Source organism: Nonomuraea sp. LPB2021202275-12-8 (assembly GCF_037044575.1).
GTDB lineage: Bacteria > Actinomycetota > Actinomycetes > Streptosporangiales > Streptosporangiaceae > Nonomuraea.
This window is the reverse complement of the sequence record NZ_JBAHWD010000009.1, coordinates 29,529-44,632: the sequence shown is the minus strand read 5'-3', so window position 1 is coordinate 44,632 and position 15,104 is coordinate 29,529. Positions and strand designations below refer to the sequence as shown.

Annotated in this window: 13 protein-coding genes; 9 read left to right on the top strand and 4 right to left on the bottom strand. The window is 69.0% G+C overall.

Annotated features, from left to right (window positions below; genetic code table 11):
- Positions 1-274 precede the first annotated feature (274 nt).
- Genes V5E28_RS18880 through V5E28_RS18865 form a run of 4 tightly spaced genes read left to right on the top strand, consistent with a single transcriptional unit; the run spans position 275 to position 4,418 of the window.
- Entirely contained in the window at positions 275-3,025 is a 2,751-nt protein-coding gene (locus V5E28_RS18880) for a sensor histidine kinase (protein ID WP_336208250.1), read from the top strand.
- Complete coding sequence (locus V5E28_RS18875) at positions 3,022-3,444, top strand: roadblock/LC7 domain-containing protein (protein ID WP_336208249.1); 423 nt, start codon at positions 3,022-3,024, stop codon at positions 3,442-3,444. The genes V5E28_RS18880 and V5E28_RS18875 overlap by 4 nt, the downstream gene beginning before the upstream one ends.
- 58 nt (positions 3,445-3,502) lie before the next feature.
- Entirely contained in the window at positions 3,503-3,850 is a 348-nt protein-coding gene (locus tag V5E28_RS18870; RefSeq protein ID WP_336208465.1) for a DUF742 domain-containing protein, read from the top strand.
- A 7-nt stretch (positions 3,851-3,857) separates the two neighbouring features.
- Positions 3,858-4,418 carry a GTP-binding protein gene (locus tag V5E28_RS18865; protein WP_336208464.1) on the top strand — a complete coding sequence of 187 codons (561 nt, stop codon included), beginning with the start codon at positions 3,858-3,860 and terminating at the stop codon, positions 4,416-4,418.
- Between the two features lie 6 nt (positions 4,419-4,424).
- Here V5E28_RS18865 and V5E28_RS18860 read toward each other — a convergent pair whose 3' ends face one another.
- The 4 genes from V5E28_RS18860 to V5E28_RS18845 form a co-directional block, all read right to left on the bottom strand.
- Entirely contained in the window at positions 4,425-5,666 is a 1,242-nt protein-coding gene (locus V5E28_RS18860; protein WP_336208248.1) for a flavin-dependent oxidoreductase, read from the bottom strand.
- A 132-nt stretch (positions 5,667-5,798) separates the two neighbouring features.
- Positions 5,799-6,734 (bottom strand): ABC transporter substrate-binding protein, encoded by a 936-nt coding sequence (locus V5E28_RS18855; RefSeq protein WP_336208247.1) that lies wholly within the window; start codon positions 6,732-6,734, stop codon positions 5,799-5,801.
- A 299-nt stretch (positions 6,735-7,033) separates the two neighbouring features.
- Positions 7,034-7,825 (bottom strand): ABC transporter permease, encoded by a 792-nt coding sequence (locus V5E28_RS18850; RefSeq protein WP_336208246.1) that lies wholly within the window; start codon positions 7,823-7,825, stop codon positions 7,034-7,036.
- Positions 7,822-8,619 (bottom strand): ABC transporter permease, encoded by a 798-nt coding sequence (locus tag V5E28_RS18845; RefSeq protein WP_336208245.1) that lies wholly within the window; start codon positions 8,617-8,619, stop codon positions 7,822-7,824. The genes V5E28_RS18850 and V5E28_RS18845 overlap by 4 nt, the downstream gene beginning before the upstream one ends.
- A 611-nt stretch (positions 8,620-9,230) precedes the next feature.
- Between V5E28_RS18845 and V5E28_RS18840 the strand changes: the two genes are divergently transcribed.
- From V5E28_RS18840 to ffh, 5 genes are all read left to right on the top strand, one after another.
- Positions 9,231-11,924 (top strand): sensor histidine kinase, encoded by a 2,694-nt coding sequence (locus V5E28_RS18840; RefSeq protein ID WP_336208244.1) that lies wholly within the window; start codon positions 9,231-9,233, stop codon positions 11,922-11,924.
- A complete protein-coding gene (locus tag V5E28_RS18835; protein ID WP_336208243.1) occupies positions 11,921-12,343 on the top strand; it encodes a roadblock/LC7 domain-containing protein in 423 nt (140 codons plus the stop codon). Before V5E28_RS18840 ends, V5E28_RS18835 begins: the two co-directional genes overlap by 4 nt.
- Before the next feature lie 92 nt (positions 12,344-12,435).
- Positions 12,436-12,759 carry a DUF742 domain-containing protein gene (locus V5E28_RS18830; protein ID WP_336208463.1) on the top strand — a complete coding sequence of 108 codons (324 nt, stop codon included), beginning with the start codon at positions 12,436-12,438 and terminating at the stop codon, positions 12,757-12,759.
- Positions 12,713-13,327 carry a GTP-binding protein gene (locus V5E28_RS18825; protein ID WP_336208242.1) on the top strand — a complete coding sequence of 205 codons (615 nt, stop codon included), beginning with the start codon at positions 12,713-12,715 and terminating at the stop codon, positions 13,325-13,327. Before V5E28_RS18830 ends, V5E28_RS18825 begins: the two co-directional genes overlap by 47 nt.
- 55 nt (positions 13,328-13,382) lie before the next feature.
- Entirely contained in the window at positions 13,383-14,927 is a 1,545-nt protein-coding gene (gene ffh / locus V5E28_RS18820; protein ID WP_336208241.1) for a signal recognition particle protein, read from the top strand.
- The last annotated feature ends 177 nt before the right edge of the window (positions 14,928-15,104 follow it).

Sequence of the window (15,104 nt, the reverse complement as noted above, 5' to 3'; positions counted from 1 at the left end):
TGGGACAAAGAAGGATATATGCCCCAGTACGGCATTCCTAGTGTTTGGCCCTGGTCGTCGCCGTATGCTCAAATGGCCCTCATCTCGATAGTACACAGAGCCCCACATGCAATGAGCAAGCATGGTGATCGAGATTCCCCCTGAGGGGCGAGAGGTTGCGAAGGCAGTGACTACGCAGAGCGCTGGAGCTTCCGCTGACCACGAGCCGCACGGCCACCAGAAGCGCCGGATGCCCAAGCCTGCGCCGAGGCGATTCAGGCTGGGCAACTGGCATGTGCGATCGCGCCTTGTCGCGCTGATCGTCGTCCCCACGGCTGTCGCCGTGGCACTGGGTAGCTTGAATGTGATCACCTCACTCAGCGACGCGCGGACCTACCAGACCCTGCGCGAGGTCGCCGAGTTCAGCGAGTCGCTCGGTGCCGTCAGCCACGAGCTGTCCTTCGAACGCGACGAGACCGCCCTCTACATCGCCCAGAACCGGCCGCCGGCCCGCGAGCCGCAGCTCCGCGGCACCTACGACCAGGTCGACGACCTCATCGCGGAGGCCAAGCAGCGCGCCGCGGTGATCCAGGACACGCATCCGGCCGCCGTGCGCCCGGTGCTGCGGCGCCTGCAGGAGGTCTCGACCCTGCGCGACACCGCCGTCAAGGGCAAGATCCAGCCACTCCCGATGATCCAGAAGTACTCGCAGATCATCGCCGCCCTGGTGCAGTTCCACGACCAGGTGGGCCAGGTGGCCGTGGACGACGTGGTCTCCGACAGCGCGGGCTCGATGGCGGCCATCGCCAGGGCCAAGGAGCAGGCGTCCAAGCAGCGTGGCATCCTGGCCAGCGCTCTGGACAAGAAGGGGTTCGACGCCGGCGAGCTCGACGCGCTCACCGCCGCCAAGGCCCGCGAGGAGAGCGAGGAGACCCTCTTCGGCACCCTCGCCACCCAGGAACAGCTCGAGCTCTACCGCAACAGCGTCGTCGGGCGCGACGTCGACCAGACCGACCTGTTCCGCCTGAGGGCCATCGCGCAGTCGTCGGAGAGCAAGCCGCTGAGCATCGGCGTCAAGCCGACCAGGGACGTGGCCACCTGGTTCGACGTCAGCACGGGGAAGATCGACGCCCTGCGCAACGTGGAGAAGACCCTGTCCTCCTCCGTCATCCTGCGCGCCCGCGCCTTGGAGGACGGCGCCAACAGCTCCGCGCTGTTCTCCGGCGTGCTCATCCTCATCCTGCTGGTCGTGGTGCTCGCCATCATCGCGCTCATCGCCCGCTCGCTGATCAGGCCGCTGCGCAAGCTGCGCCGCGAGGCGCTGGAGGTCGCGGGCCAGCGCCTGCCGCAGACCGTCAGGCAACTGCGGGAGAGCGCCGACGGCGTGGCCGGCCCGGTGGTGCCGATCGGCGTCACCACTCACGACGAGATCGGCGAAGTGGCGCGGGCCTTCGACGAGGTGCACCGCGAGGCGGTCCGCCTGGCGGGCGAGGAGTCGCGGCTGCGCAGCAATGTCAACGCGATGTTCGTGAACCTGTCGCGGCGCAGCCAGACGCTGGTCGAGCGGCAGATCACCCTGATCGACGGGCTGGAGCAGGGCGAGCAGGACGAGCAGCGGCTCGGCAACCTGTTCAAGCTCGACCACCTGGCCACCCGCATGCGGCGTAACAGCGAGAACCTGCTGGTGCTGGCCGGTCAGGATCCGCCGCGCCGCTGGAGCCAGCCGGTCAAGCTCGTCGACGTGGCGCGTGCCTCCCTGTCGGAGGTGGAGAACTACGAGCGCGTGGTGCTGCAGGTGCCCGACGGCGTCTCGATCGCCGGGCAGGCGGTCAACGACATCATCCACCTGCTGGCCGAGGTCGTGGAGAACGCGCTGTCGTTCTCACCCCGCGAGACCCGGGTCACGCTGTCGGGCAGCCGGATCGACGGCGGCGGCGTGATGCTGTCGATCACCGACTCCGGCATCGGCATGACCCTGGAGGAGCTCACCCAGGCCAACGAGCGGCTCACCGACTCGCCGAGCGTGGACGTGTCGGTGTCGCGCCGGATGGGCCTGTTCGTGGTCGCCAGGCTGGCGCACCGGCACGGCATCAGGGTGCAGCTGCGCCCGCACGGCTCGGGCGGGCTGACCGCCATGGTGCTCATTCCCGAGTCGCTGCTCGCCCATTCGCCGGCTCTCGCGGGCGCCTCCAGCGGCCCCCGCGAGGAGCCGTACGTGGGACCGCAGTCGGCGCCCCCCATGCTGGAGTGGCAGACGGGCGCCTATCAGATGGGCCCGGGGCATCCGTCCTACCCGTCCAACCCCGAGGGGCCGGGCTGGCCCGCGCCGCCCTGGCCGCCGAACGGAAGCGGCGGCGGTGGCGGCTGGCCGGCGGACAGCGGCGGAGGCTGGCCCGCCGACCAGCACGGCGACGGCCGGCCCACCGACCCGCGCGTCATCGGCGGTGGCTACGACTCCGCCGATGTCTGGATGCCCCCTCGGGGACCCGGCTGGAACGGCAGCCAGCTGCCCAGGCGTCCCGCGCCCGAGCAGCAGCGACCGGGCTGGGCCCACGGCGAGCGCATCGACCCGCCGCAGCGGCCGAAGTACGACTTCCCCGAGATCGAGCCGGCCGCGCCCGGTTCCGGTCCGGTCGCCAAGCCTCCGGGAGACGACTACCTGCCGATCTTCGCCGCGGTCGAGTCCGCCTGGTTCGAACGCGGCGGCAGCAGCGCCACCTGGAGCTCGACGAAGGCGGATGAGGGCTGGTCGGCGGCGAAGGCGGCGGTGGAGCCGGTGCGCGACGGGGCGACGGCCGCCGGGCTGCCCAAGCGGGTGCCGAAGGCGAACCTGGTGCCCGGCTCGGCCGAGACGGCGTCCGCGCCGCGCGGCGTCACGCCGATGCCGTCGGTGTCGCCCGATCGGGTCCGATCACGGCTGTCGAACTTCCAGCAGGGCTTCCGCGCCGCACGCGAGGACATCAACGGCGGGCGGGCCGGCGGATCCGGATTCGGCGGGCCGATGCGCGCCGTGGACGGCGTAGACGAGCCGGAGGAGGGCGCATGAACGAGCTGAGCCATGCCGCGCGTGGTGTGGACTGGCTGATCACCGACTTCGTCAGCACGGTGCCCGGGGTGGCACACGCGGTGGTGGTGTCGTCCGACGGGCTGCCGCTGGCCGCCTCGTCGGGGTTCCCGGCGGACCGGGCGGACCAGCTGGCGGCCATCGCCTCCGGGCTGGTGTCGCTGACCCAGGGGGCGGCGCGGGTGTTCGAGGGGGGTGTGGTCAATCAGACGATCGTGGAAATGCAGCGAGGTCTGATGCTCATCATGTCGATTTCAGATGGTTCGTGTTTGGCGGTTTTGGCGGCCCCAGACTGTGATATGGGGTTGGTGGCGTATCAGATGACACTCATGGTGGATCGAGCCGGTCAGGTGTTGACGCCGGCGGTCCGTGCGGAACTGCGTGCGAGCCAGACCAGGTGATGTGGTGACGGATCCACGGTGGAACAGCGGCGGTTGGGAGCCCGAGTCCCAGCCGCGGTTGCAGGCTGATCCGGCCTCGCCGGTGCGGCCGTACGCGGTGACCGGAGGGCGGACGGCGCCGCGCGTGAAGCTGGCCATGGAGGCGCTGGTCTCCTCGGCCACGGCCGAGCACCGGGAGTTCTCGCACATCACGCCGGAATACCAGGCGATCTCCCAGCTCTGCCGGCAGGTCCGCTCGGTGGCCGAGGTGTCGGCGCTGCTGCGGATTCCGTTGGGTGTGGTTCGGGTGTTGATCGCGGACATGGCGGCGGAGGGGCTGGTGCGGGTGCACCAGCCCGCGCTGGACGCCGGCAGGCCGGATGTCAACTTGCTGGAAAGGGTGCTCAGTGGACTACGCAGGCTCTAGTCCGGGGCTGACCTCGACGAAGATCGTGGTGGCCGGCGGGTTCGGCGTCGGCAAGACGACGTTCGTCGGCGCGGTGTCGGAGATCATGCCGCTGACGACCGAGGCGGTGATGACGGACGCCTCGGCCGGGATCGACGACCTCGGCATGACGCCGCTGAAGTCGACGACGACCGTGGCGATGGACTTCGGCCGGGTGTCGCTGGACCGCGACCTGATCCTCTATCTGTTCGGCACGCCGGGCCAGCACCGGTTCTGGTTCATGTGGGACGACCTGGTGCGCGGCGCCATCGGCGCGGTGGTGCTGGTCGACACCCGCCGCCTGGCCGACAGCTTCCCGGCGATCGACTACTTCGAAGAGGCGCAGCTGCCGTTCGTGGTCGGGGTCAACGGCTGGGACGGGAAGTACGCGCACAGCGACAGCGAGGTGCGCGACGCGCTGTCGCTGGCCGCGCACATCCCGCTGATCCGCCTGGACGCCCGGTCGAAGGAGTCGGTGAAGAGCGCGCTGATCCACCTGGTGGAGCACGCGCTCACGGTGCGCACCGCGGTGCCGGGCTGGAGCGGCTGAGCGGTCTCAGCGCACGCTCCATGACGGCCGCTCGTTGAGCGCGCGCACGTCCGAGTCGGTGATCGCGTGCTGCGCGTCGGCCATGGCCGCCAGCTCCTGCTCGCCGAGCACGTCCGCGATGTCGTCGAACCCGTGCGGGGCCCGCTCGGCCACCAGCAGGGTGGTCTTCTCGACCGGCAGGGTGCGGTGCGCGAGCACCAGCTCGGAGGTGACGGGCCTGCGCTCGGCCTCGTAACCGGCCAGCGCCTCGGCCGGGTCGGACACGGTCGCCAGGTGGCGGGCCAGCACCCGGGCGTCCAGGATCGCCTGCGAGCCGCCGTTGGAGCCGATCGGGTACATCGGGTGGGCGGCGTCGCCGAGCAGGGTCACCCTGCCCTCGCCCCAGAAGGGCAGCGGGTCCCGGTCGACCATCGGGTATTCGAGGATCCGCTCGGAGGCGGCAATCAGCGAGGGAATGTGGAAGTGCTGGTAGTCCCAGTCCGCGAAGTGCGGGGCCACGTCCTCCAGTCGCCCGGGGCGCGACCAGTTGGCCTCGCCGACCACGCCGGGCTCGGCCACCTTGACCTCGGCCACCCAGTTGACCCACCGGGGCTCGGCGACGGAGATGTGGTAGGAGACGAACTTGGCCGTCGAGTTCGTGCCGGAGGCCAGCACGGTCGAGCCGTCCAGGACCTTGTCCCAGACGGCCACTCCGCGCCACATCCGGATCCCGGTCCACAGCAGCGGATCGTCGTCGGGGTGCAGGCGGGCACGGACCGACGACAGCACGCCGTCAGCGCCGATCAGCACGTCCACCCGTTCGCGCGTGACCTCGCCCGATCCGGCGTCGCGCAACGTGACCGTGACTCCGTCGCCGTCCTGCTCGTACCCCTCGAAGCGGGTGGCCAGCCGTACCGGCCCGACGCGCTCGCGTACCGCGTCGAGCAGGATCATCTGCAGCTCGCCGCGGTGGATGGAGTACTGCGGCCACCGATAACCTGCCGACCGGCCGCGCGGCAGCGCGAGGATCTCGCCGCCGAACCGGTCGGTGAAGGTCATGAAGGTGGTCTCCACACCGGTCGCGGCCAGCTCGCCGTCCAGACCGAGCTCGGTCAGCTCGCGTACGGCGTGCGGCTGCAGATTGATTCCGACGCCGAGCGGTAACAGCTCGGCGGCGCCCTCCACCACTTCGCAGTCGAGACCCGCGGCGTGCAGGCTGAGCGCGGTCGTCAGCCCCCCGATGCCACCGCCGATGATCATTACTCGCATCTGCTCTCCTCCGGCGGACTCCGCCTGTCATGGAAAAGGGGGGAGCGCCTGGCCAGGCGCTCCCCCCTCCCGCGTGCCCGGCCCTCGACGGGCCGGACCCGGACTTCTCGTTCCAGTGTCAGCGCTCGATCGCTACGAGGCCTTTTCCCCGATGATCAGCGGGGCGACCTCGAACTTCTCCTTGATGTAGCCGAACTCGAGCATCAGGTCCGCCACTCGCTGCAGTCGCGTGCCGTTGACCGAGGTGGAGTAGCCGCCGAGCTGCATGAGGTCGGCCGTGGCCTTGTCGATCTTCGTGTACTTCGTCAGGGCCGTGTCGACCTCGGCGGAGTTGGAGATGGCCAGCTCGATGGCCTTGGTCAGGGCCCGCTGGAAGGCGGCCACGGTCTTCGGGTTCTCCTGTGAGAACTTCTCGGTCGTGAGGTAACCCGCGATCGGGAAGTCGGCGGTGGGCCCGGTGAACATGTCCGACAGGACGACGGCGCCGTTCTTGCTGGCGGCCACCTGATAGAAGGGCTCGGGCAGGAAGGCGGCGTCCACCTGGCCGGCGTCGAGGGCTCCGGGCAGGTCGGGGAACGGGCGCTCCAGGAACTGGACGTCCTCGGGCGTCAGGCCGTTCGTCTTCAGCAGGGCGCTCACCGAAAGGGTGGCGATGTTGTTGAGGGTGTTGACGCCGACCTTCTTGCCCTTGAGGTCGGACACCTTGGTGATGGTCGAGCCCTTCTTCACCATGAGCATGAAGTTGGCGGGCTTGGCCGCGTAGGCCTCGCCGACGATCTTGAGCTTGGCGGTGCCGCTGGAGGCGGCGAGCAGGGCGGAGACGTAGTTGCTGTGGAGCACGCTCAGCTTCTCGCTGAGCAGGTCGGACATCGCGGCCCCGCCGCCCTGGATCGTCTCGATCTTGACGTTGAGACCCTCGGCCTTGAAGAAGCCCTTGTCGATGCCGATCTGGATGGGGGCGACCTCGGGCAGGGGCAGCATGCCGACGATGATGTCGGTCTTTTCTGGCCCACCTGCCTGTGCGGTAGTTCCTGAATCGCTGCCTCCACCGCAGCCGGAGGCGAGCATTGCGGTGGCAGTGAGTAAGAGAGCGGAAATTCGAAGGCGGCGCCGGAGACCGGACATGAACGCTCCAGGGGGAAGACGCAATTGATACGCACGCAGGCGTGATCTTGAGGAGAGAGAGCCTAGCGCAACAGGACTTGTGGACTCATCGTCAAATCGTGAAGTGTCACGACATCTAGCGAAATGTCCCGTATAGGAGGTGTGGTGCCGAATAGGTGATATACAGGGGATTTTGGGGGTATTTGGCAGAGTGTTCCATTATCGGAACGCTCATTACCTTGCGGGACGCCTGGTTTCGCATGTCAGGCGGTCCCCTTCGACGAGCTGTGCCAGCTCAGCGCCCGCCGCTCCAGGACCAGGAACGCCTGGTTGAGCAGATATCCCAGAATGCCGAGCAGGATGATGGAGCCCCAGACGCCCGGCAGATCGAACGCGCGCTGCGTGGCCCGCAACTGGAAGCCGATGCCCTCGGTGCTGAAAAACTCCGCGATCACCATGAGGATCAGCGCCAGTGAGAGGCTGAGCCGCAGCCCGGCGAAGATCTTCGGAGCGGCGGACGGCAGGATGATCTCGAACAGTCGCTGCCTGCCCGACAGCTTGAAGGCGCGGGACGTCTCCAGGTGCAATGGCTCGACGTTGCGGGCTCCGTCGGCCGCGTTGAAGAGCACCGGCCAGATGATGCCGAAGGTGATCGTCGCGACCTGCATCTGGGTGCCGACCGAGAACAGCGCCAGGAACAGGGGGAGCAGGGCGGGCGGCGGCAGAGCCCGGCCGAACTGGATGAGCGGGTCGATGAACCGGAAGAGCAGCGGGGAGCGCCCGAGCATGATCCCGAGCGTCACGCCGATCAGGCCGGCCACCACCCAGCCGCCGAGCAACCTGCCCAGGCTGTGCGGGAAGTTGCCCAGCGCCGTGTCGTTGAACCACAGCTGGGTGGGCGGGCCGGTGAACCACAGCTCCCGCATCCGCAGCACGATCGTCGACGGCGGCGGGAAGAACGGATGCTCCATCGCCCGGGTCGCCACCTCCCACACGATCAGCACGACCGGTACGACCCACAGCCGCAGCAGGTATGCGGCGAACTTGCTGATCACTGTGCTGCTCCTACCCGGGTCGAGTGCCAGTGGAAGATGCGGCGCTCCCCCCACACGAACGCGGCGTTCGTCAGCAGGCCGAGCACGCCTGCCCAGACGGTGGCGGCGATGGTCAGGGTGAGGCCGTCCGGGCTGCTCTCCGCCAGGATGATGAAGGTTCCGATGCCGTCGGAGCCGCCGCCGATCAGCTCGGTGCTGATCGCCAGGATGAGGGCGATCGTCGCGGACACCCGGATCCCGGTCGCGATGAAGGGGGCCGCGCTGGGCAGGGAGACCCGCCACAGCACCGACAGGTGGCCGAACCCGAAGGTCCTCAGCGTCTCCTTGGCCAGCGGGTCGACGTCTCTGAGGCCGTAGATCGTGTTGATCAGGATCGGCCACGTCGAGGCGTACACGATCATCGCGATCTTCATGTCGAGCCGGTCGGAGAAGATGAAGCCGGCCAGCGGGATCAGCGCCACGGACGGGATGGGGCGCAGAAACTCGATCAGCGGCCGCAGTGCCCTCTCGATCGCGGGCACGCTGCCGAGCACCAGCCCGGCCGGTACGGCCACCAGCACGGTGACCAGCAGGCCGAGCGCCCAGCCGAGGAAGGTGGCCCCCACGTCGGCAAGGAACTCCGCGTCCGTGGCCAGCTCGGCCGCGTTCGCCAGGACCGTCGAGGCGAGCGGGAACTGGACCGTCGAGATGAGACCGGACCTGCCGGCCGCCTCTGCTATGCACAGCAGGCCCGCGACTCCGATGGCGCCGCAGACTATCTGGCTCTCCAGTGCGCGATGGACGGTCAGGCGCATGGGAACGCCCCAGCGCCGGACGGGGGAAGCGTCATTTGAGCTCTCTCCAGAGATCCGTCTGACCGATTCCGTATCGGGTCAGACAGGAGGAAGACGGGCGAGTTGCGAGTCAGAGTAACGGAGTAGATCAACCGGAATCCGGTAAACCCTGCGCGGATGAGGGATTCCCGATAGAAGCCTAGATGTGATGTATTGAGCTGTTTGTCTGTTTTGCGTAGTGCGCAAGATTATCGATCTGACATGGCCTCCCACCTGCGCAATTAAAGGTTAAACCAGTCCGGTTTGAGAGGTTATGGGGTTTAGTGTGAATATTGTGACGCTTGAGGTATTGGCCGATTTAATGTGGGTGTGCTCAAATAAGCACTCGCCCCATGGGGGTTTCGGCGTCACGCCAAACAGGCCTGATGTGATCCGCGCGCGTCAGATTGTCCGAGGAGAGGTTGCACAAGTCGGTGAGGACTGCATCTACCCGCGGGAGCCGTGCGCCCGGCACTGAGACTGCGAGCCCCTCGGGCACCCCCTCGGTGCCACGCCAGCCGGGCCAAGGACGTCCCCCGAGGAACGACCACAGGGTCAAGCGGCCCCCGAGGACCGCCCTGCGCAACTGGCGTGTGCGCTCGAAACTGCTCGCCCTCATCGTCATCCCCACCGTCGCCGCCCTGATCCTCGGCGGGACCAGGGTCACCGCCTCGATGAGCAGCGCCATCGAGTATCAGCGCGTCAATGAGATCGCGGTGCTCGCCGGCCAGCTGGCCGAGCTCGGGCAGGAAGTGGAACTGGAACGTGACCTGACCGCGACCCACGTCGCGCAGGGACGCAGGGCCAGCGGCCTCGGCAAGGTCGAGACGCAGTACGCGGTCGTCGACAAGGCCGTGCAGGCCGTACGCGGCGGCATCGAGGAACTCGCCACCTCCGACAGCGCCGAACGCGCCGAGGCGGTACAGATCCGCAACCGGCTCGACGAGCTGCCGAACGCCCGCAAGGTGGCCACCGGAACCCAGCTGGACACCCGTACCGTCATCCGCCTCTACGAGCAGGTCATCCGCGACCTGATGGCCTTCAACGACGACATCGACCGCGGAGCCGTCGACGAGGAACTCGCCGACGCCGTCTCCGCGTTCGCCGCTCTCACCCGGGCCAAGGAGCGTGCCTCGGCGGAGCGCGCCATCCTCATGGCCGGCCTGGCGAACAGGCGGCTCGACGCCGCGCTGCTCGACGACTTCCTGGCGGCTCGCGCCCAGCGATCGAGCGAGCTGACCACCTTCCGGGCTCACGCGACCATCGCGCAGCGCCAGTTCTACGAGGACAACGTCAGCGGCCAGGAAGTCGACCGCGCGGAGGGCATCAGGTCACGCGCGCTCGTGCTGACCGCCGACGGCGACCTCCTGGTCGACAAGGCGCTCGGCCCGCGCAACGGCAGCCTCTGGTTCGACTCGATGACCGACACCCTGGACCGCATGCGCAAGGTCGAGGCCCAGATGGCCGACACCATCGTGCTGCGCAGCAGCGCCCTGCAGGCGGCCGAGCAGCGCACCGCGCTGATCGTCGCGATCGCCATCGTGGCGCTCCTGCTCGTGGTGCTCGCCGTGACCATCATCATGGCCAGGTCGCTCGTCCGCCCGCTGCGCAGGCTGCGCGGCGAGGCCCTGCAGATCGCCGGGCAGCGCCTGCCGGAAACCGTGCGCAAGCTGCGCGAGTCGGAATCGACCGAACAGCCCGAAGTCGAGCCCATCGGCGTGGTGTCGCAGGACGAGATCGGAGAAGTGGCGCGCGCCTTCGACGAGGTGCACCGCGAGGCGGTCCGCCTGGCGGGCGAGGAGTCACGCCTGCGGGCCAACGTCAACGCGATGTTCGTGAACCTGTCCAGGCGCAGCCAGACGCTGGTCGAGCGGCAGATCACCCTGATCGACGGGCTGGAGCAGGGCGAGCAGGACGAGCACCGGCTGGCGAACCTGTTCAAACTCGACCACCTGGCCACCCGCATGCGGCGTAACAGCGAGAACCTGCTGGTTCTCGCGGGCCAGGACCCGCCGCGCCGCTGGAGCCAGCCGGTCAAGATGGTCGACGTGGCCCGCGCCTCCCTGTCGGAGGTCGAGAACTACGAGCGCGTGCTGCTGCAGGTCCCCGACGGCGTCTCCGTGGCGGGCCAGGCCGTCAACGACATCATCCACCTGCTGGCCGAGCTGGTGGAGAACGCGCTGTCGTTCTCCCCGAGGGAGACCCGGGTGACCATGTCGGGCAGCCGGATCGACGGCGGCGGCGTGATGCTCTCGATCACCGACTCCGGCATCGGCATGACCCAGGAAGAACTGGTCCAGGCCAACGAGCGGCTCACCGACGCGCCCGCGGTGGACGTGTCGGTGTCGCGCCGGATGGGCCTGTTCGTGGTCGCCAGGCTGGCGCACCGGCACGGCATCCGCGTCCAGCTCCGCCCGCAGGGCGGCGGCGGGCTCACCGCGATGGTCCTGGTGCCGGAGAGCCTGCTCGGCACGCAGACCCCCACCTACGACAACCCGGCCTCCATGGACCGGAGCCGGGCGGACGCCTTCGCCCCCTCCGCGGCCGCGGCCGCGCCTCAGTGGCAGGGCGGCGGCTACCAGATGGGTCCGGGACACCCGTCCTACCCGTCCAACGGCGACCCGAGCGCCTCCTGGCCCTCGGGAGCCCAATGGCCGTCGGCAGGCGACGCCTGGCCGTCCAACCCGCGCAGCAGCAGCGGCGGGTTCGACACCGACGACGTCTGGATCCCCTCGCGAGTCCCCGGCTCCTGGTCCAGCGAGAGCAACCCGCTGCCCAAGCGCCCCACCGACCCGCTCCCCGGCCGCGCCTTCGACGACCGGCCGAAGGCCGCTTCGCAGCGGCCGAAGTACGACTTCCCGGAGACCGAGTCGGCGGCGACCGGCCCCATCCCCGCGGTCCCGGCGGCCGGCGACGAGTTCCTGCCGATCTTCGCCGCGGTGGAGTCGGCCTGGTTCGACCAGGGCGGGACCGGCTCCACCTGGGGCTCGGCCACGTCCGACGCCGGCTGGAGCGCGGCCCAGGCCGCGGCCGAGCCGGCGCGCGACGGCGCGACGGCCTCCGGGCTGCCCAAGCGGGTGCCCAAGGCCAACCTCGTGCCGGGCTCGGCCGACACCGCGTCGGCCCCCAAGGGAGTCGCCCCGATGCCCACGGTCTCACCGGACCGGGTGCGCAGCCGCCTGTCCAGCTTCCAGCAGGGCTTCCGGGCAGCGCGTGACGATATCAGCGGGGGCCGGGCACAACCACCTGGTCAGCGGAACCACGAGAACAGGGAGGAGGGCGCATGAACGACCTGAGCCACGCGGCTCGCGGCGTCGACTGGTTGATCACCGACTTCGTCGGCTCGGTGCCAGGCGTCGCCCACGCCGTCGTCGTCTCTTCTGACGGCCTGCCGCTCGCGGCCTCGTCGGGCTTCCCGCCCGACCGGGCCGACCAACTGGCCGCGATCGCTTCCGGCCTCGTGAGCCTCACCCAGGGCGCCGCCCGGGTGTTCGAAGGCGGCGTGGTCAACCAGACGATCGTGGAGATGCAGTTCGGGCTGATGCTGATCATGTCGGTCAGCGACGGCTCCTGCCTGGCCGTACTCGCCGCGCCGGACTGCGACATGGGCCTGGTGGCCTACCAGATGACCCTGATGGTGGACCGTGCCGGTCAGGTACTCACTCCGGCGGTGCGCGCGGAGCTGCGTGCCAGCCAGACCAGGTGATGTGAGTGACAGATCCCAGATGGAACAGTGGCGGCTGGAACAGCGGCGGTTGGGAACCCACACCCCCGCGTGCCGCGGACCCGGCCTCGCCGGTGCGCCCGTACGCCGTGACCGGCGGACGGACGGCGCCGCGCGTGAAGCTGGCCATGGAGGCGCTGGTCTCCTCGGCCACGGCCGAGCACCGGGAGTTCTCGCACATCACGCCGGAATACCAGGCGATCAGCCAGCTCTGCCGGCAGGTCCGCTCGGTCGCCGAGGTGTCGGCGCTGCTGCGGATGCCGCTCGGTGTGGCGCGCGTGCTCATCGCCGACATGGCGGCGGAAGGCCTGGTCCGCGTGCACCAGCCGCAGCTGGACGCTGGAAGGCCAGATGTCAACCTGCTCGAAAGGGTGCTCAGTGGACTACGCAGGCTCTAGTCCCGGGCTCACCTCGACCAAAATCGTGGTGGCCGGTGGCTTCGGAGTTGGCAAGACGACGTTCGTCGGCGCGGTGTCGGAGATCATGCCGCTGACGACCGAGGCGGTGATGACGGACGCCTCGGCCGGGATCGACGACCTCGGGATGACGCCGCTGAAGTCGACGACGACCGTGGCGATGGACTTCGGCCGGGTGTCGCTGGACCGGGATCTGATCCTGTATCTGTTCGGCACGCCGGGGCAGCACCGGTTCTGGTTCATGTGGGACGACCTGGTCCGGGGTGCGATCGGCGCGGTGGTCCTGGTCGACACCCGCCGGCTGGCCGACAGCTTCCCGGCGATCGACTACTTCGAAGAGGCGCAGCTGCCCTTCGTGGTGGGTCTGAACGGCTGGGACGGCGAATACCAGCACAGCGACACCGAAGTCCGCGACGCTCTCACCCTCGCCCCGCACATCCCGCTCATCCGCCTGGACGCCCGCTCCAAGGACTCGGTCAAGAGCGCGCTGATCAACCTGGTCGAGCATGCCCTCTCGGTTCGGATGGCCGTGCCAGGTTGGAACGGCTAATGAAGCGGATAGGCTGAGACCAGACCCACATTCGCTTCGAGGACTGGCCTACCACGTGTTCGAGACGCTTTCCGACCGGCTGACATCGGTCTTCTCCTCCCTCCGATCCAAGGGGCGGCTGTCCGACGCCGACATCGACGCCACCTGCCGCGAGATCCGCATCGCGCTGCTCGAGGCCGACGTCGCGCTGCCGGTGGTCAAGGCATTCGTCGCCCAGGTGAAGGAGCGCGCCCGCGGCTCCGAGGTCTCCCAAGCGCTCAATCCGGCGCAGCAGGTCGTCAAGATCGTCAACGACGAGCTGATCGAGATTCTCGGTGGCGAGACCCGCAGGCTCCGCTATGCCAAGACGCCGCCGACCGTCGTCATGCTCGCCGGCCTCCAGGGCGCCGGCAAGACCACGCTGGCGGGCAAGCTCGCCAGGTGGCTGCGCGAGCAGGGCCACGTGCCGATGCTCGTCGCCGCCGACCTGCAGCGGCCCAACGCGGTCCAGCAGCTCCAGGTCGTGGGCGAGCGCGCGCAGGTCGCCGTCTACGCCCCCGAGCCCGGCAACGGCGTCGGCGACCCGGTCGCGGTCGCCCGCCAGTCGATCGACGAGGCCAAGCGCCAGCAGTACGACATCGTCATCATCGACACCGCCGGCCGCCTCGGCATCGACCAGGAGATGATGCGGCAGGCCGCCGACATCCGCGACGCGGTCCAGCCCGACGAGGTCCTGTTCGTGGTCGACGCCATGATCGGCCAGGACGCCGTCACCACGGCCCAGGCGTTCATGGACGGCGTCGGCTTCGACGGCGTCGTCCTCACCAAGCTCGACGGCGACGCCCGCGGCGGCGCGGCCCTGTCGGTCAGGCACATCACCGGCCGGCCGATCATGTTCGCCTCCACCGGTGAGAAGGTCGAGGACTTCGACGCCTTCCACCCGGACCGGATGGCCTCCCGCATCCTCGACATGGGTGACATCCTCACCCTGATCGAGCAGGCCCAGAAGACGTTCGACGAGGAGCAGACCGCCAAGATGGCGGGCAAGCTCACCTCGGGCGAGAACTTCACGCTCGAGGACTTCCTCGAGCAGATGATGATGGTCCAGAAGATGGGACCGATCAAGAACCTGCTCGGCATGATGCCCGGCATGGGGCAGATGCGCGACCAGCTCGACTCCATCGACGACCGCGACCTCGACCGCATCGCCGCCATCATCCGCTCGATGACGCCGGGGGAGCGCCAGGACCCGAAGATCATCAATGGTTCCCGGCGCGCCCGCATCGCCAACGGCTCGGGCGTCACGGTCACCGCGGTCAGCAACCTCATCACCCGCTTCTACGAGGCCCAGAAGATGATGAAGCGGATGGCGGGCGGCATGGGCATCCCCGGCATGCCCGGTGGCAGGGGCAAGGCCGCCAAGGGGCAGAAGAAGACCAAGAAGGGACGCCGCGTGAGCGGCGACCCGCGCAAGGCGGCACTCGGCAAGCAGCCGACGGAGGCGCCCGCCGAGCCCAAGCAGGGCGGCGTGCTGGGCAACCTCGGCGGCAAGCTGCCTCCCGGCATGGAGCTGCCGCCCGGTTTCGACCCGTCCAAGCTGAGGCTGCCCGGCCAGAAGTAAACTTCTGCTCCCGGCCTGGCATGAAGTCGAAGGCAGTGCCGTACGTCTGGCACAATTGCATGTTGGAACATCGTGACCAGGCGGGTGCCCTCTCACCTCCCGCCGGCCGCGCCTGTCCCTGGAGCGGACCCGCATCGTGCCCCACTCGATGAGGAGCCCGCTCACCCGCGCTCGAAT

Bases quoted from the DNA above. Each gene is read 5' to 3' on its own strand.
- V5E28_RS18845 (WP_336208245.1), bottom strand. From the start codon at position 8,619: ATGCGCCTGACCGTCCATCGCGCACTGGAGAGCCAGATAGTCTGCGGC.
- V5E28_RS18855 (WP_336208247.1), bottom strand. From the start codon at position 6,734: ATGCTCGCCTCCGGCTGCGGTGGAGGCAGCGATTCAGGAACTACCGCA.
- V5E28_RS18875 (WP_336208249.1), top strand. From the start codon at position 3,022: ATGAACGAGCTGAGCCATGCCGCGCGTGGTGTGGACTGGCTGATCACC.
- V5E28_RS18860 (WP_336208248.1), bottom strand. From the start codon at position 5,666: ATGCGAGTAATGATCATCGGCGGTGGCATCGGGGGGCTGACGACCGCG.
- V5E28_RS18825 (WP_336208242.1), top strand. From the start codon at position 12,713: ATGTCAACCTGCTCGAAAGGGTGCTCAGTGGACTACGCAGGCTCTAGT.
- V5E28_RS18835 (WP_336208243.1), top strand. From the start codon at position 11,921: ATGAACGACCTGAGCCACGCGGCTCGCGGCGTCGACTGGTTGATCACC.